The 21,305-nt window shown below is 62.2% G+C and carries 19 protein-coding genes, 1 tRNA gene and 2 pseudogenes; 8 read left to right on the forward strand and 14 right to left on the reverse strand.

All coding sequences use genetic code 11. From position 1 onward, the window contains the following. Positions 1-188 (forward strand): annotated as a pseudogene (locus tag BKP54_RS26080) (IS110 family transposase); the annotation flags it as partial. Between the two features lie 261 nt (positions 189-449). Then, positions 450-782 carry a hypothetical protein gene (locus BKP54_RS26085; RefSeq protein WP_025429722.1) on the forward strand — a complete coding sequence of 111 codons (333 nt, stop codon included), beginning with the start codon at positions 450-452 and terminating at the stop codon, positions 780-782. Between the two features lie 80 nt (positions 783-862). Here the strand turns inward: BKP54_RS26085 and BKP54_RS26090 are convergent, their stop codons facing one another. From BKP54_RS26090 to fdnG, 9 genes and pseudogenes are all read right to left on the reverse strand, one after another. Continuing rightward, on the reverse strand, positions 863-1,246 hold the full coding sequence (locus BKP54_RS26090; RefSeq protein WP_084815153.1) for a hypothetical protein: 384 nt from the start codon (positions 1,244-1,246) through the stop codon (positions 863-865). 14 nt (positions 1,247-1,260) lie between these two features. Then, positions 1,261-1,356 (reverse strand) — tRNA-Sec (locus BKP54_RS35925). A 114-nt stretch (positions 1,357-1,470) separates the two neighbouring features. After that, a pseudogene (gene selB / locus BKP54_RS26095) lies at positions 1,471-3,294 on the reverse strand (selenocysteine-specific translation elongation factor); the annotation flags it as partial. Beyond that, on the reverse strand, positions 3,291-4,076 hold the full coding sequence (locus tag BKP54_RS26100) for a tetratricopeptide repeat protein (protein WP_084815155.1): 786 nt from the start codon (positions 4,074-4,076) through the stop codon (positions 3,291-3,293). The gene BKP54_RS26100 and the pseudogene selB, both read right to left, overlap by 4 nt. After that, positions 4,063-5,463, reverse strand: coding sequence for an L-seryl-tRNA(Sec) selenium transferase (selA, locus tag BKP54_RS26105; RefSeq protein WP_025429718.1), 1,401 nt, complete (start codon positions 5,461-5,463; stop codon positions 4,063-4,065). The genes BKP54_RS26100 and selA overlap by 14 nt, the downstream gene beginning before the upstream one ends. 4 nt (positions 5,464-5,467) lie before the next feature. After that, positions 5,468-6,388 carry a formate dehydrogenase accessory protein FdhE gene (gene fdhE / locus BKP54_RS26110; RefSeq protein WP_084815156.1) on the reverse strand — a complete coding sequence of 307 codons (921 nt, stop codon included), beginning with the start codon at positions 6,386-6,388 and terminating at the stop codon, positions 5,468-5,470. Between the two features lie 38 nt (positions 6,389-6,426). Continuing rightward, on the reverse strand, positions 6,427-7,113 hold the full coding sequence (locus BKP54_RS26115) for a formate dehydrogenase subunit gamma (protein ID WP_084815157.1): 687 nt from the start codon (positions 7,111-7,113) through the stop codon (positions 6,427-6,429). Then, positions 7,113-8,084 (reverse strand): formate dehydrogenase subunit beta, encoded by a 972-nt coding sequence (gene fdxH / locus BKP54_RS26120; RefSeq protein WP_025429715.1) that lies wholly within the window; start codon positions 8,082-8,084, stop codon positions 7,113-7,115. The genes BKP54_RS26115 and fdxH overlap by 1 nt, the downstream gene beginning before the upstream one ends. Next, complete coding sequence (fdnG, locus tag BKP54_RS26125; protein ID WP_084815158.1) at positions 8,081-11,176, reverse strand: formate dehydrogenase-N subunit alpha; 3,096 nt, start codon at positions 11,174-11,176, stop codon at positions 8,081-8,083. Before fdnG ends, fdxH begins: the two co-directional genes overlap by 4 nt. 186 nt (positions 11,177-11,362) lie before the next feature. Here fdnG and BKP54_RS26130 point away from each other — a divergent pair, with 186 nt between their 5' ends. Together BKP54_RS26130 and BKP54_RS26135 are read left to right on the forward strand one after the other, a co-directional pair. After that, positions 11,363-11,608, forward strand: coding sequence for a type II toxin-antitoxin system CcdA family antitoxin (locus BKP54_RS26130; RefSeq protein ID WP_025429712.1), 246 nt, complete (start codon positions 11,363-11,365; stop codon positions 11,606-11,608). Continuing rightward, complete coding sequence (locus BKP54_RS26135) at positions 11,608-11,904, forward strand: CcdB family protein (RefSeq protein WP_084815159.1); 297 nt, start codon at positions 11,608-11,610, stop codon at positions 11,902-11,904. The genes BKP54_RS26130 and BKP54_RS26135 overlap by 1 nt, the downstream gene beginning before the upstream one ends. 85 nt (positions 11,905-11,989) lie before the next feature. Here the strand turns inward: BKP54_RS26135 and BKP54_RS26140 are convergent, their stop codons facing one another. Then, positions 11,990-12,928 carry an AraC family transcriptional regulator gene (locus BKP54_RS26140; RefSeq protein WP_025429710.1) on the reverse strand — a complete coding sequence of 313 codons (939 nt, stop codon included), beginning with the start codon at positions 12,926-12,928 and terminating at the stop codon, positions 11,990-11,992. A 110-nt stretch (positions 12,929-13,038) separates the two neighbouring features. Between BKP54_RS26140 and BKP54_RS26145 the strand changes: the two genes are divergently transcribed. Next, on the forward strand, positions 13,039-14,238 hold the full coding sequence (locus tag BKP54_RS26145) for an MFS transporter (RefSeq protein ID WP_025429709.1): 1,200 nt from the start codon (positions 13,039-13,041) through the stop codon (positions 14,236-14,238). A 90-nt stretch (positions 14,239-14,328) separates the two neighbouring features. On the opposite strand, the gene BKP54_RS26150 is transcribed toward BKP54_RS26145, so the two are convergent. Further along, positions 14,329-14,949, reverse strand: a complete 621-nt coding sequence (locus BKP54_RS26150; RefSeq protein ID WP_198956877.1) for a cysteine hydrolase — start codon at positions 14,947-14,949, stop codon at positions 14,329-14,331. 126 nt (positions 14,950-15,075) lie between these two features. Between BKP54_RS26150 and BKP54_RS26155 the strand changes: the two genes are divergently transcribed. Beyond that, on the forward strand, positions 15,076-16,104 hold the full coding sequence (locus BKP54_RS26155; protein ID WP_082571753.1) for a helix-turn-helix domain-containing protein: 1,029 nt from the start codon (positions 15,076-15,078) through the stop codon (positions 16,102-16,104). A 78-nt stretch (positions 16,105-16,182) separates the two neighbouring features. Here the strand turns inward: BKP54_RS26155 and BKP54_RS26160 are convergent, their stop codons facing one another. Then, a complete protein-coding gene (locus BKP54_RS26160; RefSeq protein WP_025429707.1) occupies positions 16,183-17,460 on the reverse strand; it encodes a DUF2254 domain-containing protein in 1,278 nt (425 codons plus the stop codon). A gap of 483 nt (positions 17,461-17,943) precedes the next feature. Here BKP54_RS26160 and BKP54_RS26165 point away from each other — a divergent pair, with 483 nt between their 5' ends. Continuing rightward, complete coding sequence (locus BKP54_RS26165; RefSeq protein ID WP_025429706.1) at positions 17,944-18,966, forward strand: LLM class flavin-dependent oxidoreductase; 1,023 nt, start codon at positions 17,944-17,946, stop codon at positions 18,964-18,966. 192 nt (positions 18,967-19,158) lie between these two features. On the opposite strand, the gene BKP54_RS26170 is transcribed toward BKP54_RS26165, so the two are convergent. Both BKP54_RS26170 and BKP54_RS35405 read right to left on the reverse strand, forming a co-directional pair. After that, complete coding sequence (locus BKP54_RS26170) at positions 19,159-19,590, reverse strand: OsmC family protein (protein WP_025429705.1); 432 nt, start codon at positions 19,588-19,590, stop codon at positions 19,159-19,161. Positions 19,591-19,662: 72 nt separating this feature from the next. Further along, positions 19,663-19,956: a hypothetical protein gene (locus BKP54_RS35405; RefSeq protein ID WP_107027870.1), complete on the reverse strand. Its 294-nt coding sequence runs from the start codon at positions 19,954-19,956 to the stop codon at positions 19,663-19,665. On the opposite strand from BKP54_RS35405, the gene BKP54_RS26175 reads away from it, so the two are divergent. Then, a complete protein-coding gene (locus BKP54_RS26175) occupies positions 19,913-21,271 on the forward strand; it encodes a dicarboxylate/amino acid:cation symporter (protein WP_025429704.1) in 1,359 nt (452 codons plus the stop codon). The genes BKP54_RS35405 and BKP54_RS26175 overlap by 44 nt on opposite strands. Positions 21,272-21,305 lie beyond the last annotated feature (34 nt).

Here is a 21,305-nt window from a genome sequence, read left to right on the forward strand (position 1 = left end):
TCGCCAGCGATGCGCAACTTCATGACCAGTACGAGCATCTGAAGATCAGAGGAACCAACAAGGCGCGTGTAGCGATCGCGCGCAAGCTTTTGACGATCGCCTTCCAGATCCTGCGTGACCAGCGCGCCTATGAGCCGCGCGGCGAAAGCACGATGGGAGGCGCGTCGACGATATCCCGGTTGTCCTGATGGCTTTAGCGAGCCCGGCAGGTCCGGGCTGCGCTCCTTAAGGAGAATGGGAAACCGGGAGCCGAACGCCACTCTGTGACCGAAGCCAAGGCATCAGGGTCACGCATTGGAGACTGGTTCAGAACCGAAGGACGGCCCTGTCCAGCGGAAGGAAGAACATTGAGCCGATCGGCAAAAAGCCGGTCAGAACGAAACCGAACCCAAGGAAAAGCCGCCAGTTCAAGGCGTTTTGCCCCTTGTGTTCTTTCATTGGAGAATGCCATGCGCGATCCCCGATTTGCCCTTGCCACCGCTCTCTTCCTCGCCTGTCTGGGCATGACTGTCCCTGCACATTCGCAGGAGAACGATGCCAACACCGGATGCGATGCGACCGCCGGGAAGGCGGACCCGGCGACGGAGCCCGACCGTTTGAGCGCGGATGGTACAGCACCCGGCAACGCCGGCTCGACCGGCTGGACCGGCGGAACAGGCGGCGCCCTTATCGGTACAAATCCGCAAGGCGCGTCCGAGGACTCCCCGACATGGCAACCACCGACCGCGCGTGGCCTCGATCTCGCAATGACGCCCGAGGATATCAAGAAAAACGGTTGCTAGCCTGCGCATGATTGCACTCAGCCTTCAGCACAAAGGCCGTGAACCGCTATTGCCGAACGGGACAAGACCGAGACTGGAGATCAATGGGGCTTGATCTCCTCAATCGACAGCCGCAATCCGTCGACATTGAAGAACTCGCCCTCGCGGATCAGTGAGCGGTCCTCGTTGAGATTGCGAACCAGAGAGGCAAGCCGTCCCCTGGCGACATGGTCTTCGACAAGACCCTCCGGGCCGGCGCGGTAAAACACGACGCCGGACCACTTGACGCCGGCGCCGGCGAAAAGAGCGGCCATATCCTGCCATCGGGTGTCGTCGCCGACGACGTGAAGATAGGCCGAGCGCAGGAGGTCTAAACGGGTCTCGCCGATCGCCAGCAGGACGAAGAGCATGGTGAAAGCGCCAGCCTCGCCATAGGTGGAAACGATCCAGTCATCGAAGTCGGTGCTGCAGGGCGCATGAGCCATCAGCGATCTCCCGATGGCGGAAGAGAATGGGAGTCGAACCCACCCAAGACAGCCTCGCTGCCCCACCCGGATTTGAAGTCCGGACGCCCCACCGGGGACGAATCTCTTCCTTGCTTCGCCTCGGGCGTGGCTCCGTCATAAAGGTCGAGCCTGTGGGGATTGGCGCGCCGGATGTCGCCGCGCCGAAGCGTCACTCCCTGGCGATCGAAGAACTCCAGGATCTCGATCGCCACCTTTCTACCGCTGTTCACGCGATCCCGAAAGAGACCGGCGGCAAATTCGCCCCGTTCGGCCTTGCCCGCGATATCCCTTATGATTTCAACCATTTCTGCGGTGGTGGAACGGATGAAGAAATGATCGTGCCGGATCTCATCGACACGTCCGAGCCTCGCCCATAGTTTGAGCACGCGCCGGATCTCCCGCTCGTCGACGCCGAGCACGTCTGCAAGGTCGCGCACGCGCGGCGGGCGAAAGCGCTCCTCTCCTTCGAGATGCGGCAAGATTTTGCCAAGTAACGCCTCCTCGCTCTCGCTTAAACGAACCTCATGGCCCGGCAGGCGAACGAAGGCGCCCTCGAGTACGAGGCGTCCGGCGGCCTGTTCCTGCCTGAGCAGGAAGAGAAAGGCAGGCATCGGCAATCGCGGCGTCACCTGCAGGCGCAGGCGCTCTCGGCCGATGCCTTGCAGATCCGGATTTTCGACATGGAAATCGGCGAGAATTCGTCCGACGTCCTTCGACAGGTCGTCCAACAGCGACACAGACAAGGCATGGCGCACATGCCCGGCCTCGATCACGATGGCGTGGGATAACTCGACGGCCTCGCGTAGCTCCTCCTCCGATACGGCCCTATTGCGCGCGAAGGCATCGAGATCGACGATATAGGGCGGCGCTTCCAGATGCGCGGCAAGGGCCGGGCCCGTTTCCGCAACGCCTGCCGCATCGAGATAGGCTATCCGCTCGGGTGTCCGGCGCTTGCGCAATGGCGCACGCAGATCGAGAAGCCGCCCGCCTCCGATGGTGCGCCGGGCGGAAACGTCGCGCAGGATGTAGCGATCACCGACCGCGGCGGCGATCGGCCGATCGAGAACAAGCTGGACCTTCGCCCGCTCGCCGGGACCTACAGGGTTTTCAAGCGGCACAATACGGACCCCGACTTCAGCACTGCCATGATGCAGGCGCGCGGAAAACCACTCGCTGATCGGCTTCGGCTCACCCTTGAGCACAAACAGGCCCGCATCGATGCGTGTGGTCGGCGCATGCAGATAGGGATCGAGCACCATGTCGCCGCGGCCGACCTTGTCCTTGGAGATGCCGTCTCCCACCAGATTGAGCGCGCAGCGTTGACCCGCGACCCCGCGTTCCGACCGCTGGTCCTGGGCATGGATCGAGCGCACGCGCGCCCCTTGTCCGGATGGCGAAATCATTACGTTGTCGCCGACCGCAACCGAACCGGAAAGGACCGTTCCCGTCACCACCGTTCCGGCGCCCGAGAGAATGAAGCTGCGATCGACCGAAAACCGAAACCGGCCCGCCGCATTTGCTTTCACGGTTGCCCTTTCGGCCTCGGCCAGGCGGTCTCTGAGATCGGCGATACCGAGGCCCGTGGCGGTGGACACGGGAAGGATTTCGGCGGTGCGAAGGCCCGTTGCCGAAAGCATATTGCCGATCTCGACACTGAGCCCCAGCAATCGCTCCGCATCGGCAAGATCGGCCTTGGTGATCGCGACCAATCCCCTTTCGATGCCGAGCAGATCGAGAATGGCCAGGTGTTCGAGCGTCTGCGGCTTGATGCCGTCATCCGCCGCAACGACGAGGAGGGCGAAGTCGATGCCACCGGCACCGGCGAGCATCGTATGGATGAAACGCTCATGGCCCGGCACATCGACAAAGCCGGTGACCGCTTCGGCAAATTTCGCATAGGCAAAGCCGAGATCGATGGTGATGCCGCGTGCCTTCTCCTCCTTGAGGCGATCGGTATCGACGCCGGTCAAGGCTTTCACCAGACTGGTCTTGCCGTGGTCGATATGACCGGCGGTTCCGACGATCATGGTCGCGCCTCCGCCGGGGGCTCAAGCGCGCGCCTCTCGGCGATGCCGATCTCGCCGGGCGACAAGCTCTGGCGCACCGGCCCGATGAAGGGTTGCGCCAGGGCACTGCCCCCATTGGTCGCGCGGATCAGCCAGACGAATGCCGCGACGCCGTCGCGGGCCGTGCCGGCGCCCATGTGACAGGCGGCGCCAAGCATCGCCTGCGCGTCGGCATCGCCCGCCATGGCGCCGCGGCGCCACCAATCGACGGCCCTCTTCGGATCGCGATCGACACCCGAAGCGTTGTGATAGAGCATGCCGAGCCGGGTCATCGACGAAGCAATGCCCGCTTCAGCGGCACGTTCCGCCCAGTGGCGCGCCTCGACCGGATCGGACGGCATGATTTCGCCTTCGAGCAGCATCCAGCTCAGCATGTCCTGTGCCGGCGCGTCGCCCTTCTCGGCGGCGCGGTGATAGTAGTCGGCGGCAATACTATAATCGCCATCCGCGTCCTGCATGTGGAAGGCTGCATAGTTGCGCTCGCCGACGGGATCGCCCGCTTCGGCCGCCAGCCGCAGCCATTTGCCCGCCAGGGCCCGATCCTGCGGCACGCCGAGCCCCTCGGCAAAACAGGCGCCGATATTGTTCTGTGCCCGCGCGACGCCGGATTGCGCCAGGGGCTCCCATAGGCGCAGGGCGGTCTCATAGTCGCCGTTCCGGGCGGCAGTCAGGGCTTGTGTCATCTCATCGGCGTCCGACGCCGCCTCGGGCATACGCCCTGTCAAACGGTCAAGCCAGTGCATGTCCGACGCCCTCGGAGAGGCTTTTCAGGAACTCGCTCTCGTCGGAAAGACAGCGAAGATCGAGGATGAGCGCCCCGTCCTGCAGACGCCCCAATATCGGGCGCGAAAGCGAACGGAAAAGCGCCGCGAGCGCTTCGAGCGCGCTGCCGCTTGCAGCCTCGATCCGGAGGCCGGCGCTTTGGATCGTGTCGACCGGCAGCGCGCCCGAACCGATCTGGCTCGAACAGTGGCAGATTTCCACCCGATGTCCGCTCGAGGCAAGAAGTCTCGCCACCTCGGGCGCGAGCCGTTCCGCCTGCGCGCGGATCTCGTGTTGCGGACGCGCCAGCATGCGAAGGGTGGGCAGCCGCGCTGCGAGCCGATCCGGGTCGCGGTATAGCTTCAACGTCGCGGCCGTCGCCGCGATGCGGATCTTGTCGACCCGCAAGGCCCGCTTCAACGGATTGCGGTTGATCGCGGCGATCAGATCGCGGCGACCGACGATAAAGCCGGCCTGCGGGCCACCCAGCAGTTTGTCGCCCGAAAATGTAACGAGATCTGCACCTTCGGCCACGGCTTCGCGAACGGTCGGCTCCTTGCCAAGGCTGTAGCGCCGGAGGTCGACAAGCGTCCCGGAGCCGAGATCGTTGAGGAGAACCAGCCCGGCTTCGTGCGCGATCTCTGCAAGGTCGGCACCGGAGACTTCGGCCGTGAACCCTTCGATCCGGTAATTCGACGTGTGCACCTTGAGGATGAGCGCGGTTTCGGGGCCGATCGCCCGACGATAATCCCTGGCATGGGTGCGGTTCGTGGTGCCGACCTCGACGAGCGCCACACCTGCGCGCTCCATGATATCGGGCATGCGGAACGCGCCGCCGATCTCGATCAGTTCGCCGCGTGAGACGATCGCCTGCCGTCCGCCGCCAACGGTACCCAGCGCAATCAGCACGGCGGCAGCATTGTTGTTGACGATCGTCGCATCCTCGGCGCCCGTCAGCTCGCAAAGCAGGTCACGCAGGTGGCAGTCGCGCTCGCCGCGCCGGCCGGTGTCGAGATCGAACTCCAGTGCCGCCGCCTCTCGCATCGCATCGACGGCAGCGGCAATCGCCTCCTCGGCCAGGAGGGCACGGCCAAGATTGGTGTGCAGCACGGTGCCGGTGAGATTGAAGAGCGGGCGCAGATTGGAGCGATCCCGATAGTCGAGCCGGCTCATAAGTGAGGCCATGACGCCGTCCGCATCGGGGGGCAAGCCGCCACTGCGAACCATCTCGCGGATTTCGCCGAGCACGAGGCGCAGCTCTTCGGTCACGACGACACGACCATGCCGCTCGACAAGCGGCGCGACGGCCGGCGCCTTCAACATCTGGTCGACGGACGGCAGGGTGCGGAGTTCGGCAAGCCCGGCCATCCCGTCAATACCCCACCAGGAATGGATTGAAGCCCGCGCGTTTGTATCCGGTATCCTTCATCAGCGCGTCGAGGCCGAGACTGCCGATATCGTCGGCCACGGCATCGAGTGCCGGGTTCCTGTTCTGATACATGATCTTCGTCCAGCTATGGCAGCTGTCGCAAACCTCTGCCTTAACCGTGGCCTCTTCATCACCGGTTTCGACCGCGCGGTATCCTATGCCCTTGGTCGAGCCGCAGGAGAGGCATTTTACCCGGACCTCGTTCCATTTGGTCGAGCAGCAGGCGCATACCGCGTAGCGGGTTCCTTCCGCGCCGTGGAAACCGACGACGAGCGAAGCGACGGGCCTGCCGCCGCAGGCGGGACAGACGCCGATGCTGACCGGCACGAGGCGACCAGGATCGAGCCCCGCGGCCAGGCGTGTCGCATGGACCTGCACGGCCGCGGCAACGAAAAGATGGTGCGCAAGGCTATCGAGCGGCAGATTGTCGGCGGCGATATTGTCGATCATCCACGCCAGCGCCTCGTCGTCAGCGGCAATGATCTGGGCAAGCGCTTCGGCCGCGGCCTTTGGCATTTCCAGTTGCTCCACCCGCGCAAGGAACTGTCGGACCGTGTCCCGGCACTCGGCAGAAGCGCCCATGGCCGAGCGATCGATCGGCGGCATCGCATTGTCGCGCGCCCGCTCGCGCTGTTCTGCGGAAATCGCCTGCAACGGCGGTAGACTGGACAGGAGGTCGTCCTGGATCGCTGCGATGCCTGCAAGGAAGCGTAAGTAGGGAGCAAGCCGGCTGCTTTCCGACAGCACTTGGAAACGCTGGGCGCGATCCCCGAAAAGGCGCGTCAGATTGGACATCAAGACGAAGGGAGCCTTGGGAATTCCACCGATCATCCCGGGATCGGGCTGCACGGACGATATCGACATTGCACCTCGCGGGCCGACCGGCCACCGCTGTTATGTCGTTATTCTGCAGGATCAATCCGGCCCCGTCCAGCAAGTTCCTTCAGCCATTTGCGATGGTGCCGCCAGGCCCAGCCGCCGGTGACCGAACCCCGCGTCATCGCCCGCAGCGTACCGCGGGTCCAGATCGCGGCATAGACATGCAGGATGAAGATGAGAATGATCAGCACCGCGGAAACGGAATGGGTCAGCATGGCAATGCGCCTCACGTCGATGGGTGTGGCCTCGCCAAAATACTGGTCCCAGATGATGATACCGCTGACGATCAGCACGATGATGAAGAACGCCATGCCCCAGAAGATGAACTTCTGTCCGGCATTGTACTTGCCGATCTCGGGCAGCCGCTCCTCATGGCCTTTGACCACGTCGCCGATCTGCGACACCCACTGCGCGTCGGTGCGGTTCGGCAGGTTGGCCCGCCAGAGTTGGGCGAAGAAAATGAAGAAGCTCAGGAACAGAACGACCCCGATCCAGGGATGCAGCATGCGCGTGTTCTGACCGCCACCGAACAGATCCGTCAGGAAGAACAGCGACGGATGGAACATCGAGAGGCCGGACAGCAGAAGCAGGATCAGGCAGGAAGCGGTGATCCAATGGTTGAGGCGCTTGCCGGGTCCATAACGACCGACAGTCACCGGCGGGCCGCGATGGATCGCGTCTTCGGACTGGATGTCGTTCGGCCTGGCCATCAGGCACCCTCCCTGAGATCCTCGGCTTCCTCGACGAGCTTTTCGGCACTGACCTCGTCTTCAGGTGCGACCCGGTTCGCCTTGCCGAAAAGGCCGTGCAGGATCGCGCCCGCAGCCGCCAGCCCCATCGCCGCAAGGCCGGTATATTTGGTCACGCCCTTCCAGGCCTCGATGACGGCGGAAATCTTCGGGTCATCAGGCAGGTCGGCGTAAATATGCGGCTTGTCGTTGTGATGCAGGACATACATGACATGGGTCCCACCGACGCCGGGAGGATCGTAGAGGCCGGCATTGGCGTATCCGCGCGATTTGAGATCGGCGATACGTTCGTCGGCATGCTTCATCATGTCGTCCTTGGTACCGAACACGATCGCCTGTGTCGGGCAAGCCTTGGCGCAGGCGGGGCCCTGCCCCATTGCGACGCGATCGGAACAGAGCGTGCATTTGTAGGCGCGATGATCGGCCTTCGAAATGCGCGGAATGTTGAACGGGCAGCCCTTCACGCAGTAGCCGCAGCCGATGCAGTTTTCATGGATGAAGTCGACGATGCCGTTGGAATATTGCACGATCGCGCCGGGTGAAGGACATGCCTTGAGACAGCCCGGATCGGCGCAATGCATGCAGCCGTCCTTGCGGATCAGCCACTCCAGATTGTCCGTTTCGGGGTTCACCCATTCGGTAAACCGCATCAGCGTGAACATGTTCTCGGTGAGATCGTGCGGGTTCGTATAGACCCCGACATTCTCCTCGATATCCGGATACGTGTCGTTCCACTCGATGCAGGCCGATTGGCAGGCCTTGCAGCCGATGCATTTGGAAACGTCGATCAGCTTGGCGACCGGTGTTAGCTGCCGCTCCGGCGGCGGCAGCTCGCTCGTGGCGGAGCGGCGAACGAGATCGCGCTGCGTGAGGTTGCTCTCCATCGGCTGGACCGGCGGATTGCTGACGGCTGTGCGCGGGCTATCCATCACACTGTGGCCTCCTTGTCCTTTGGCGGCGTCGAAGGCTCGATATTGACGAGGAAAGCCTTGGACTCAGGCGTCTCGATGTTGGCGTCGCCGACGAAGGGAACCAGAGAATTGGGGCCGAAACCCTTTTTCGCAGAGCCGGTGAAGCCCCAATGCAAGGGGATGCCGACCACATGGACCGGCTTGCCGTCGCAGATGAGCGGCCGGATGCGCTTGGTCACCACCGCCTTGGCCTTGATCTCGCCGCGCTTCGACCAGACCCTGACCCAGCCACCATTGGTTATGCCCTTTTCCTGCGCCAGCTCCTCGGAAATTTCCACGAAGAACTCCGGCTGCAGCGCCGAGTTGACGCGGTTGTGCTTGGTCCAGAAGTGGAAATGCTCGGTGAGCCGGTAGGAGGTGGCGGCGTAGGGGAACTCGTCTGAAAGCCCCAGCTGCTCGGCATCGTCCTTGAAGATGCGGCTGACCGGATTGCCGCGCATCTTCGGATTGAAGACGTTGGCAACGGGCGATTCGAACGGCTCCATATGCGCGGGGAACGGGCCGTCGCGCATCAGTCCGCGGGTGAACAGACGCGCGGTGCCTTCCTGGTTCATGATGAAGGGACCGACATCTCCAGGCTTGGCCGTGGGCGCAATGTCGGGAATGTCATAGCCGGTCCACTTGGCGCCGTCCCATTCCAACAGCTTGCGGCTCGGATCCCAGGGCTTGCCCTCTAGGTCCGCCGAGGCGCGGTTGTAGAGGGTGCGGCGGTTGAGCGGCCAGGCGAAGGTCCAGCCGAGATAGGTGCCGGTGTCGTCGGGATCCTGATTGTCCCGCCGAGCCATGTTGTTGCCCTGCTCGTTGAAGCAGCCGGAATAGATCCAGCAGCCGGACATGGTCGAGCCGTCGTCGCGCAACTGCGAGAAGTTCACCACCTGCTTTCCGGCCGGCACGAGAACCTTGGTCGGGTCGGAAGTGTCCATGACATCGCTCAATGCTCGACCGTTGATTTCCCGGGCGAGTTCTTCTGCCGTCGGTTCGTTCTCGTCGGCATACTCCCACGATAGGTTGAGGATCGGGTCGGGGAAGGCGCCACCTTCCGCCCGGTAGAGTTCGCGCATTCTGAGGAAGATCTGGGCGATGATGTAGGTATCGTGCTTGGCTTCGCCCGGCGGCGTACCGCCGGCCCAGTGCCACTGCAGCCAGCGGCCGGAGTTCGTCAGCGAACCCTCCTCCTCCGCAAAGCAGGTTGTCGGCAGCTGGATGACTTCGGTCTGGATGGAGGCGGTGTCGACCGGATTGAAATCGCCGTGGTTTTCCCAGAACCGCGCCGTCTCGGTTTCCAGCGGATCCATGGTGACAAGCCACTTCAGGTTCGAAAGAGCCTTGGTGTTCTTGGCACGATTGGGGAAGGCCAGCAGCGGGTTGAAGCCCTGACAGAGATAGCCGTTGACCTTGCCGGCATGCATCAGCTCGAACACGCGCAGCACATCGTAGGATGGCACGTCGAGCTTGGCGAGGTAGTTGAAGGCCCAGTCGTTGTCGGCCCGCGCGGCATCGCCCCACATGGCTTTCTGGAACGAGACCATGAACTTGCGGTAGTTCTGCCAGTAGCTTGTCTGCCCCGGCCGAAGTGGCTTGAACTGCCGGGTCGACATGTAGGTCTCGAAATCCTCGTCCTTCTCGGTCGGCGCCGTCAGGTAGCCGGTGAGCAGGTGCGACATCAGGCCGAGATCGGTCAGGCCCTGGATGTTGGAGTGGCCGCGAAGGGCGTTCATGCCACCGCCGCGTACGCCGATATTGCCGAGGATCAGCTGCAGCATTGCCATGGCGCGGATGTTCTGCGAGCCGTGCGAATGCTGGGTCCAGCCCAGGGCATACATTGACGTCATCGTCTTTGTCGGCGTCGAACATTCCGAGATCATCTCGGCGACCTTGAGGAATTTCTCCTTCGGCGTTCCGCAGATGCGCTCGACCATTTCGGGCGTATAGGGCGCCAGATGCTCCTTAAGCAGGTTCCAGACACAGCGGGGGTTCTGCAGCGTCGGATCGGTGACGACGAAGCCATCGTCGCCGAGCACATAGTCCCAGGTCGAACGGTCGTAGTCGCGCTTCTCGGCATCATAGCCGGTGAAGAGACCGTCCTTATAGGCGAAGCCGTCCTTGACCAGATAGGCTGCGTTGGTGAAGGCCTTGGTGTATTCCCACTGCACCTTGTCGTTGTCGATGCAATACTTCATGACGCCGTTTAGGAACGCGATGTCGGTTCCCTGGCGGATCGGCGCGTAATAGTCCGAGACCGAGGCGGTGCGGGTATAGCGCGGATCGACGACGATCAGCTTTGCACCGCGATGGGCCTTGGCTTCCGTCACCCATTTGAAGCCGCAGGGGTGGGCTTCCGCCGCATTGCCGCCCATGACGACGACGAGGTCGGTGTTCTTGATGTCGGTCCAGGAGTTGGTCATTGCTCCACGGCCAAATGTTGGGGCGAGACTCGCCACCGTAGGGCCGTGTCAGACGCGTGCCTGATTATCGAAACCGACTATTCCCAGGCTCTTGGCGAATTTGAAGGTCGCCCAGGCCGTTTCATTGGTTGTTGCAGACGCCGCCAGCATGCCGACGGTCGTCCAGCGATTGACCGGAAGGCCCTTGGCGTTGGCCGCAATCAGGTTCGCATCGCGATCGTCCTTCATCAGGCGGGCAATGCGATCGAGAGCATCGTCCCAGGAGATCCGTTCGAAAGTATCGGAACTGGGCTTGCGCAGCATCGGATATTGAAGGCGGGTCGGCGACTTGACGAAGTCCTTGAGTGCCGCCCCCTTGGGACAGAGCGTCCCGCGGTTGGTGGGGTGATCGGCATCGCCCTCGATATGCACAATGTCCGCCGTCTCGCCTTTTCGAGGGTCACCCTTCGAATAGATGATGACGCCGCAGGCAACGGAACAATACGGACAGGTGTTGCGGGTTTCGGTCGTGGTCTTCAGCTTGAAAGCACGCACATGCGCGATTTCCGCCGCCTCGGATTCGCCGAAGCCAAGTGCTCCGACGGAAGTTGCCACGACACCCGCTCCGGCCAGCTTCAGGAAGCTGCGCCGCGAGAGGTCTATGTTCATAGATGGCCTCCCTTTCCCGATACTTCGTACCTTGAAGTCTATTGCTAAGTGCTTGCAAGTCAAGGTGCGTTGGTTGCCCGCCACCCACTCTCCTGACGATCGGCAATGCCATCGCCTCTTGTCTGGCCGGGTATTTGCATGCGCAGAAAGATGCGCATATATTGATCGCTCAAAAGGAGAACAATCATGGCCGAGCATGCTCGATCTGCCTCTGCAAAGCGCGCAGCCAATTTGACGATTGACGCCGATCTTCTTGCAGAAGCACGGCATTTCGACATCAATATTTCTCGCGCTGCCGAGGCAGGGATCGCCAGGGCGGTGTCCGATGCCAAGGCTGCCCGTTGGAAGAAAGAAAATAGCGAGGCTTTGCAGAGCTCGAACGCCTTCGTCGATGCAAATGGCCTGCCGCTGGCGCAGTTCCGTCAATTCTAATGGCGCGTTATGACGTCTATGCCAATCCGGGCGGCGGTCTGGTGCTTGATGTGCAGGCCGATGTGCTGGACGAGTTGAAGACCCGTGTCGTCGTCCCGCTATTGCCAATGCAAGCGGCTCCTAAACCGGCCAAGCGCCTCAATCCCGTGTTTGAAATATCCGGCGTTCGCTACACCTTGGTCACTCAGTTCCTGGCCGCAATACCCGTATCGGCACTTGCAGAACCTGTTTCCAATCTATCGGAGCGGCACGACGAGATCGTCGCCGCTCTCGATATGGTTTTTCACGGCTTTTAGCGAACGGGTGACAGCAAGCGTCGTCACGCTCCAAGCCGCTCTCAACCAGCCTCCCTGCGCGATCGCGATCTGAACCGCAGCCGGCTCAGGAAACCAGTTGTCCCCTGGCCACGCTCTTGTTTCGGTAATGGCTCGGTGGTGCCCCGATGATCTTGCGGAAGGCGCGGCTGAACGAGGCCTCCGAATCGTAGCCGAGACGGCCTGCGACAAGGGCCACCCGCTGTCCTTCCTGTAGCCATTGATGCGCCTGGTGCATCCGCATGCGCGCAACATAACGGGCCGGCGTCTCGCCCATGGTGTCGACAAACCGCTGGGCAAAGCCCGACCGTGACGCACCCATGAGCTTTGCCAGTTCGGGCACGCTCCAATCCCGCGCAGGTTCAAGGTGGATCGCGGCAAGGACGCGCCCGAGCTCCGGATTGCGGACGGCCGCCAGCCAGCCGGTCGCCGTGCCGCAGCCATGCTCCACCCAGGTTCGAATGAGCGTTGCAGTCAGCACATCGGCAAGCCGCGAGAGAATGCCGCCCGAGCCGACGCGCTGCATTTCTGCTTCGCGCATCATGGCCTCAAGGAGTGCCGGTATCGAAGGTTCGCTCGCAGCAAGGTCGCTCGTGCGCATGACGGCGGGCATCAACTGCAGGAGAGGATGCAGACGATCGACATTGAACTGCATCACCGCAAAGAAGATGAGGTTCTTGCTGTCCGTCGACGGGCATTGCACATCGATGATGCCGTCACAAAGCTGTCGCCTCGGCAGGTCGGCTATCGAAACGGCAGGAATGCCCGGCTTGCTGGCAAGCACATGCGCGTCACCCCTCGGCAACAGCACCGCGTCGCCCTGGGCAAGATCCATCCATTCACCATCCGGTGTCTGAAGATGGGCCGAGCCCGCAGCCAGAAAATGGAATCGCGCGGGCTCCTGTGCCGGATAGGCCGTCGCCCAGGGCGCACAGGGTTGGCAACGCCCGTATTCGACGCCGTCGAGCCTCAGCCCGCGCAAAATCTCGGTCAATGCATCGCTCATAAGGCGCTCCGCAAGTTTGGACAAACGGCATAGTCTTTTGGATTTTCTAGCATAGAAACTCCTGACGGTCATGCCTACTTTCGCCACTAACAATCGCGGAGATGAAAATCATGGATGGCGTCGTGACGAAATCAGGTGCCCCGACGGACGAGCGGAACAAAGCCCGATGGGGCGCTGTCGTTTCCCTTTCGCTTGGGGTCTTCGGCCTGGTAACGGCAGAGTTTCTACCGGCAAGCCTGCTGACGCCGATGTCGGCGGATCTCGGGGTCAGCGTTGGAGCTGCCGGGCAGTCGGTGACCACCACTGCTGTCGTTGCGGCGGTCGCCGGCCCGGCGATCGTCGTCTACACAGGCCGGTTCGACCGGCGCACGGTGCTTCTGGCTTTGACGGGCCTGCTGGTCGTCTCGAGCCTTATGGCGGGCTTTGCGCCGAACCTTCCGTTCCTGCTTGCGGCCCGCGTGTTGCTTGGTATCGCGCTCGGCGGCTTCTGGGCGATGTCGCTGGCGCTCGCCATGCGGCTCGTGCCCGCCAGGCTGATGCCCCGCGCCATGGCGATCGTGATGTCAGGCGTCTCGATCGCGACTGTCTGCGCCGCCCCCGTCGGCGCCTGGATCGGCGCCACGCTCGGATGGCGCTATGCTTTCCTGCTGGCAGCCGTAGTCGGGGTGGTTACCTTTATCGTCCAGGCACTGACCGTCCCGTCGCTGCCGCCGATCGGAACCACCGGCCTTGGCACGATCGTGAGGGTTCTCAGGCGCCCGGCGATCCGGCTGGGTCTTGCCACGATCCTGCTGGTCGTCACCGGCCATTTTGCCGGCTTCACCTATATTCGCCCCTATCTTGAGCAGGTGCCGCGTTTCGACGTCGAAATGATCACCGCGATCCTGCTCGCATTCGGTATCGGCGGTTTCTTCGGCAATATCGCCGGCGGCTTCCTGGCGGAGCGCAACACGCGCCTGTCGATGACGCTGGCTGCCGCGGGCATCGCTGCCACCGCGCTCCTGCTTGCGGTCGCCGGCGTGCTGCCGGGCATTGCAGCCGCAGCGACGGCCGCCTGGGGCTTCGCCTTCGGTGCGCTCCCTGTCAGCGTCCAGTCCTTCATCAGTCGGGCCGCCGGCGACGAGGCGGAAGGCGCTGGTGCGGCGACGCTGACGACATTCCAGATCGCCATCTCCACCGGAGCAATCCTCGGCGGCCTGATCGTCGAACTCCAGGGGCCTGCCGGCGTCTTCATGTTTGCGGCATTGGCCGCACTGCTGGGCGCCTCGCTCGTCGCCGTCTCCCGCAAGGTGGCGCTCCAGCCGGGCTGAGAGATGAAGGACTCATGGCCCTCCCGATCCTGGATTCCTGCGGGATCGGGAGAGCCATCATTAGGCCCCGTACTCAGCCGCGCTCAAGTCTCACTTGCGCGTCAGCGGCAGGGCCAGGAGCTGATCGGTCGTGACGATGTCGCCGAAGGTGTCGTCGATCGAAGCCAGAGCTGCGCGGTGCAGCGCAATATGCGACACGGTCTCCCCATCTGCCGTATCGACGTCCCGCGTGGCGCAGGCGTCTTCGGCCACGATCACATTGTAGCCGAGGGGGACGGCATCGCGGGCAGCGCCGGCCACGCAGGCATGGGTCATCAGGCCGGCAATGATGAGCGTATCGACGCCAGCCTGTTTCAGCCTCTGGTCGATGTCGGTGGTTGGAAACACGCTCACCGACGATTTGCGCACCACCGAATGGTTGGCTGATGGCTGGATCTGGTCGTGGAACCGGGAGGTCGCACTGTCCTCGGCAAAGACCGGGCTTCCCGCCGGTGTCACGTGCTGGACATGATAGACTTTCATGCCGTCCTGATCAGCACGCTCGATGAGGCGCTTGGCGTTGGAGAGCGCCTTTGCGCCATCCGGGATCGGCATCCTGCCGCTGAAATATTCGTTCTGAAAGTCGATCACCAGCAGGGCGGTCTTGGCAGGATCGAGACTTTGCGGCGCTGTGGCTCCAGCCATGGTCCGGATGGTGGGGTGCTGCATCATGAAAGCGTCCTTTCGCATCGTTGTTGATGGCGGAAAAATCCTGCATGCGGCGGCTTCGCGAAAGTGGCCAGAATGACAATATGTGCTAGGTTCTGGCCAATTCATTAGATTGGGATCGCCACGCCGATGCACACCGTTGCCGTCATCGCCTTCGAACGCATCAGCGCCTTCCACCTGTCGGTGCCCTGCATCGTGTTCGGCGATGAGCTTTTGAAACTCGGAGCGCCCCGCTATCGCCTGTTGATCTGCGGCGAGAATACCGGGTCGGTTGCCACTGGCTCCGGCTTTCGCATTGAAGTGACGCATGATCTGAGCCACCTGGGGGAGGCCGACACCGTCATCGTGCCGGCCTGGCGGGATCCGGACGAGCGTCCTCCCGAAGCCTTGCTGCGGAGCGTCAGGGCCGCCCATGCACGCGGCGCGCGGCTGGTCGGGCTTTGCCTTGGTACATTCGTACTGGCGGAAGCGGGCGTGCTGGACGGGCGACCGGCATCCACCCATTGGGCCTGGGCGGAGGAGTTCCAACGAAGCTATCCGCGGGTCGCCCTGGATCAGGATGCGCTCTATATCGATGATGGTGACATCCTGACATCGGCCGGCACGGCCGCGGCCATCGACTGCTGTCTGCATATCGTACGTCGCGATCATGGGGCAGATATCGCCAACCGCGTCGCCCGGCGGCTGGTGGTGGCGCCGCACCGGCATGGCGGCCAGACCCAATATATCGAGAAGCCAATGCCTGCCGCCGCCGGCGAGGCGCAGCTCGGCGCGACGATCAATTGGGCAATCGAGCATCTGGACGAGCCATTGTCGCTCGAAAAGCTGGCGGCACGGGCCGGGATGAGCCTGCGCAGTTTTACCCGGCATTTCAGAAAGACGACCGGAACCACCTTTACGCAATGGCTCTTGAACCAGCGGCTGGCGACCGCGCAACGGTTGCTCGAAACCGGATCCTGCTCGATCGACCGGGTCGCAGAGATGGCCGGCTTCGGCTCAACGGTATCGCTGCGCCAGCACTTTACCCGCGCCTTCTCGATCTCGCCGGCAAGCTACCGCCGGCAGTTCAGGAAGAGACCGGATTTAGGGAAGCATTACGGTCACGGCTTTCCACTCCGCCATGGCCTTGAGGCGGTGAATATGGATGACCAGCGCTGAGTGATTGGAGCGTGGTGGATCCGTGCGCCTGCCATCAGGACGTCTCGGACACTGGCTATGCGGATGCGCGAATTTCAGTCATGCTTTAGGAGAGCCGCCCAGCCCTTGCGTATCGGCAATATGCGCGAGTGCTGCGTCTTCGGGGAGCAGGTAGACCTTGTCGATCGTCTGGTCGAGCAGGTTGCGCTCAATGGCCAACGCATCCTTCCGGCTTTCCGGCAGCACCGCTTCGAGATCGTCGATCATCGCGTGCAGCCGCCTTGCGATCTGCAGATTTTCCGCTCCATAGATCCGGATCTCTCGAAACGTAAGTTGCACGAAATCTTCCCAGTTCGGCGTCGGGAACACCACACGAAGGCGTCCCTGGGCATCGCGGACGTACTCGTTGCTCAGTTCGCGCCCACCAACGCTGCGTAGCAGTCGCTGCAACTGATCAATGGCAAGCACCGCTGTCGTCGGGTCGTTTATAGCCTTCGAAAGCGCCTTGCTGGCGATGTCGACAATAACCCTGAAGGCGAAGGTCGGATCCTGCTCGATGGTCCGCTCACGCCCGAAGACGACACTGTTGCGAAGGTCTTTGGCTGGTATTGCCTTGGCGCCGCCATAGAGGCGGAACAGTGGCTGCCCGGATGAGACAAAATCGCCGACGCGCGCAGCAAGTTCAATCACGCCGTCCGCTCGATGTGCTTGAATGGTCAAGGCCTTCACGTCGACTGCAAGAATGATGTCCGACGACCCGACATGCAAAACGATGTTTCCCGGCTTCTCGCACGGCTCGTCCGGTTGTGGTCGCTCGTCGGCATCCGACAGCGGGCCAGGATATACCGCCTCGATAACGGCAAAGCCCTGCTCGGCGACGCGATGAATGATGCTGACGGGACGTAATAGCCGGGCGGAATAATCGATGAAATAGAGGAAGGCGGCCAGCGACAGAACGCCAAGAATCCCCGAGATCCACATGATGGGAGACAGGGCCTGCGTACTGACGCGACTGATCGCCCCGATGGCAAAGAGAAGAGTAAAGATGAACAAGCCCACGGTGAAACGGATCACGTTATCGCGCAGCAGCGTGGTCGCGATAATCCGGGGCGTCAGCTGCCCGCTCGCAATCTGAATGGCGACGAGCAGGGAGCCGAACGTGAAGACGATGAACGAAAGCGCCAGGCTGATGATCGCCTGCATCGCTGCAATCGTACCCTCTGTCTCCAAGGGCCATATCGGCACCCATTCTGTCCACAGTTCGAATACAAGCACTGCGCGGAAGAAGGCTTGCTGCAGAACGAGCGCGAAGAAAGGCACGACCCACAGCGAGGACCGCATGTAGCTCTTGAGCGCATACAACTTGTTCCAGCGCATTTAGCCCCATCCCTCTCGTGTGGCCCTTCGAGCCGGAAACGGTCAAATCTGCCACAAGGGCACCGTACGCGACCAACTCCCGATACGAGACGATCGGCGCAAGCGACCTGGGGCCTAATATATACTATGCTGTCTCGTCGGGCCGCGAAAATCACAACTTCAGGTCACGGCTTCTCCCCCGAGCCGCCTCCGCAGCTTGAGCCTTTTTCATAGCCTGCCGAGGTTCTGTCACGTTGTTCGAAAAGGGACGGAATGGAGCATCGGGTCGTGATTTAGGTGGGCATTACGGTCACGGCTTTCCACTCTGCCATGGCCTTGCGGCGTTGGATATGGATGACGAGCGTTGAGTGTTTGGAGCTTGGTGCAACATGGTGGTTCATGAGCAGATCGGAAACACAGCGTTCGACCCTCCACTGCTGTCCCTCGAGCCTGTCCTATGCCATCTAGAAGAGTATCAACGACATATTCGCAGGCGGCACTATCGTGAAGAAAATCGGATTCCTTTCCTTCGGCCATTGGACCCCCTCCTCCCAGTCGCAAACCCGCTCGGCAGGCGATGCGCTTCTGCAGTCCATCGACCTTGCAGTTGCCGCCGAGGAGCTCGGCGCTGACGGCGCCTATTTCCGTGTTCATCACTTTGCCCGGCAGCTTGCCTCCCCCTTCCCGCTTCTGGCTGCCGTCGGCGCAAGGACGAAGCGCATCGAGATCGGCACGGCCGTCATCGATATGCGCTACGAGAACCCGCTTTACATGGCCGAAGACGCCGGTGCCGCCGACCTGATCTCCGGCTCACGCCTGCAGCTCGGTCTCAGCCGAGGATCGCCGGAACAGGTGATCGATGGCTGGCGATATTTCGGTTACCAGCCGCAGGACGGCGCGTCGGATGCGGATATGGGCCGCAGCCACGCCGAAGTGTTTCTCGAAGCACTGAAAGGCAACGGTTTCGCCCAACCCAACCCACGGCCGATGTTCCCGAACCCGCCAGGACTTTTGCGCCTCGAGCCCCATTCCGAAGGGTTGCGCGACCGCATCTGGTGGGGTTCCAGTTCGAACGCCACGGCCGTCTGGGCGGCAAAGCTCGGCATGAACCTGCAGAGTTCGACCCTGAAGGACGACGAGACCGGCGAGCCGTTCCACGTCCAGCAGGCAGCACAGATCCGCGCCTACCGGGAGGCGTGGAAGGAAGCGGGCCACACCCGCACGCCGAGGGTTTCCGTCAGCCGCAGCATCTTCGCCATCGTCGATGATCGCGACCGTGCCTATTTCGGCCGAAGCGGCAAGGAGCAGGATACGATCGGCTTCATCGATGAGAACACTCGGGCGATCTTCGGCCGGTCTTATGCGGCCGAGCCTAACGTGCTCATCAAGCAGCTCGCCGGGGATGAAGCCGTCGCCGAAGCCGATACGCTGCTGCTGACGGTGCCGAACCAGCTCGGCGTCGACTACAATGCGCACGTCATCGAGGCGATCCTGAAGCACGTGGCGCCCGCGCTCAGTTGGCGTTGAGCGACAAGACGCGTTCGTTCGCACCGGCGATCGAATTCGACTGGCATGAAGATATCCGCGTGCGCCGACCTACCGCATGTTTCCTTAAATCCAATTCGATTTCAGGATAAAGTTGCGGCCATTCAAAGTGCTGCAGTGACCTTTGCGCGTCCAATAAGACGCGCGGCGCTGTCGTCGGCGCACACGGGCTTCTCATGCCAAACTGACGTCGAGTGTTATCGGAACCGCACCAAGTGCCTTTGACACCGGGCATCCCGCTTTCGCCTTGTTTGCCAGCTCAGTGAATTTTGCCAGATCCGCGCCCGGCACACGGCCCTTCAACGCCAGGTGGATAGCCGTGATGGCAAAGCCATCGGCGACGGACTCAAGCGTGACCTTGGCGGTCGTCTCCATGCTGTCGGCCGTCAGGCCAGCCTCCCCAAGGATCAGTGACAACGCCATGGTAAAGCAACCGGCGTGAGCCGCACCGATGAGTTCCTCCGGGTTGGTACCCGCGACGCCTTCGAAGCGCGCTGCAAAACCATACGGATACTCCTTGAGCGCGCCGCTCTGCGTCGAAATCTGACCCTTACCGTCCTTGAGACCGCCGGCCCATTTCGCCGATCCTGTGCGATTGATCTGCATGCTCTTCTCCTCGAGGTGAAATCCACAGGCACCAGATAGAGCAGTGGCGTCGGATTGGTATGTGTGGATAGCTTACGCTGCTACCCGCCAGCGCCCGAATACACGGCTTGCGGCCCAGCAAACGGGCGCAACGTAACGGATTGCCGGTTTCGCCCCTCCGCCATGCACCGTGGCCAAGCGTTCAACCGGGAAAATTATTCCACCTATGATTGGTCCCGAGCCAAACGGTTGCTTATCCTCTGTCACAACCTTGACTAATTTGTCGCCGTTGCGGAAGTTTCCTCCCGAACGCTCTGCTCCATCAATCAATCGAGTGTGAATCGTGTCCCAAGCCACTATCAAATCCCCGCCGAAGCCGTTTTTCATGTCCTTCGGTTTCCAAGTTCTGGCAGCCATGGTCATTGGACTGCTGCTCGGCCTCATCGCCCGAAACATGGGCGTCGATGCGGCCGGCAACCCCAACTGGTTGACCGTGACGCTCCAGACGATCGGCTCCATCTTCGTGCAGCTTCTGCGCGCGTTGGTCCCGCCGCTCGTGTTCACGGCGATCGTTGCCTCCATTGCCAATCTGGCGACGCTTCAGAATGCAGCGAAGCTCGTCTGGCAAACCCTCCTCTGGTTCGCGATCACCTCGTTCATCGCTGTCATCATCGGCATCGCGCTCGGCCTCATCATCCAGCCAGGCGTCGGCTCGGCGGTGTCGCAGGAGGCTGCCAAGGCGCCGTCCTATGCCGGCTCATGGCTTGATTTCCTCAAGGGCCTGGTTCCCGGCAACATGCTGGGCCTGGAGGCAAGCACCAAGCTGACGGAAGGAAGTGCCAGTACGTCGTTGAATTTCAACGTGCTGCAGATCCTCGTTGTTTCCATCGCCTTTGGTGCCGCCGCGCTGAAAGCAGGCGAAGCGGCCAAGCCCTTCCTTGCCTTCAACCAGTCGCTTCTCGCGATCGTCCGCAAGATCCTCTGGTGGGTCATTCGCCTGACGCCGATCGGCACCATCGGCCTGCTCGGCCGCGCCGTGGCGCAATATGGCTGGGGAACGCTGGCGCAACTCGGCTGGTATGCAGCTGCTGTCTATATCGGCCTCGCCATCGTGCTCTTCGTCGTCTATCCCGCGCTGCTGATCGCGCATGGCCTGAAGCCATCGCGCTTCTTTGCCGGTGCATGGCCGGCAATCCAGCTCGCGTTCGTCTCGCGCTCCTCTGTCGGCACCCTGCCTGTCACCGAAACCGTGACGGAGAAGAGCCTCGGCGTGCCGCGCGAGTTTGCCGCCTTTGCCGTCCCGCTTGGCGCTACGACCAAGATGGATGGTTGCGCGGCGATCTACCCGGCAATCTCGGCGATTTTCATCGCGCAATTCTTTGGCGTACCGCTCGGGCTGCAGGAATATGTGCTGATCATCTTCGTTTCCGTGCTCGGCTCGGCCGCGACTGCCGGCCTGACGGGGGCGACCGTCATGCTGACGCTCACCCTGTCGACGCTTGGCCTTCCGCTCGAAGGTGTCGGCCTGTTGCTTGCCATCGACCCGATCCTCGACATGGGCCGCACTGCCGTCAACGTCGCCGGACAGGCGTTGGTGCCAACGATCGTCTCCAAGCGCGAAGGCATTCTCGACGAGACCGTCTACAATGCCGGCAAGTCCATAGAGGATCCGGAACCGGCTGTAGGCCTCCAGACGGCCTGATTGGATTCACACCCAGAGGAAGCCGGCATCTCGC

Source organism: Ensifer sp. 1H6 (assembly GCF_001976035.1).
GTDB lineage: Bacteria > Pseudomonadota > Alphaproteobacteria > Rhizobiales > Rhizobiaceae > Ensifer > Ensifer canadensis.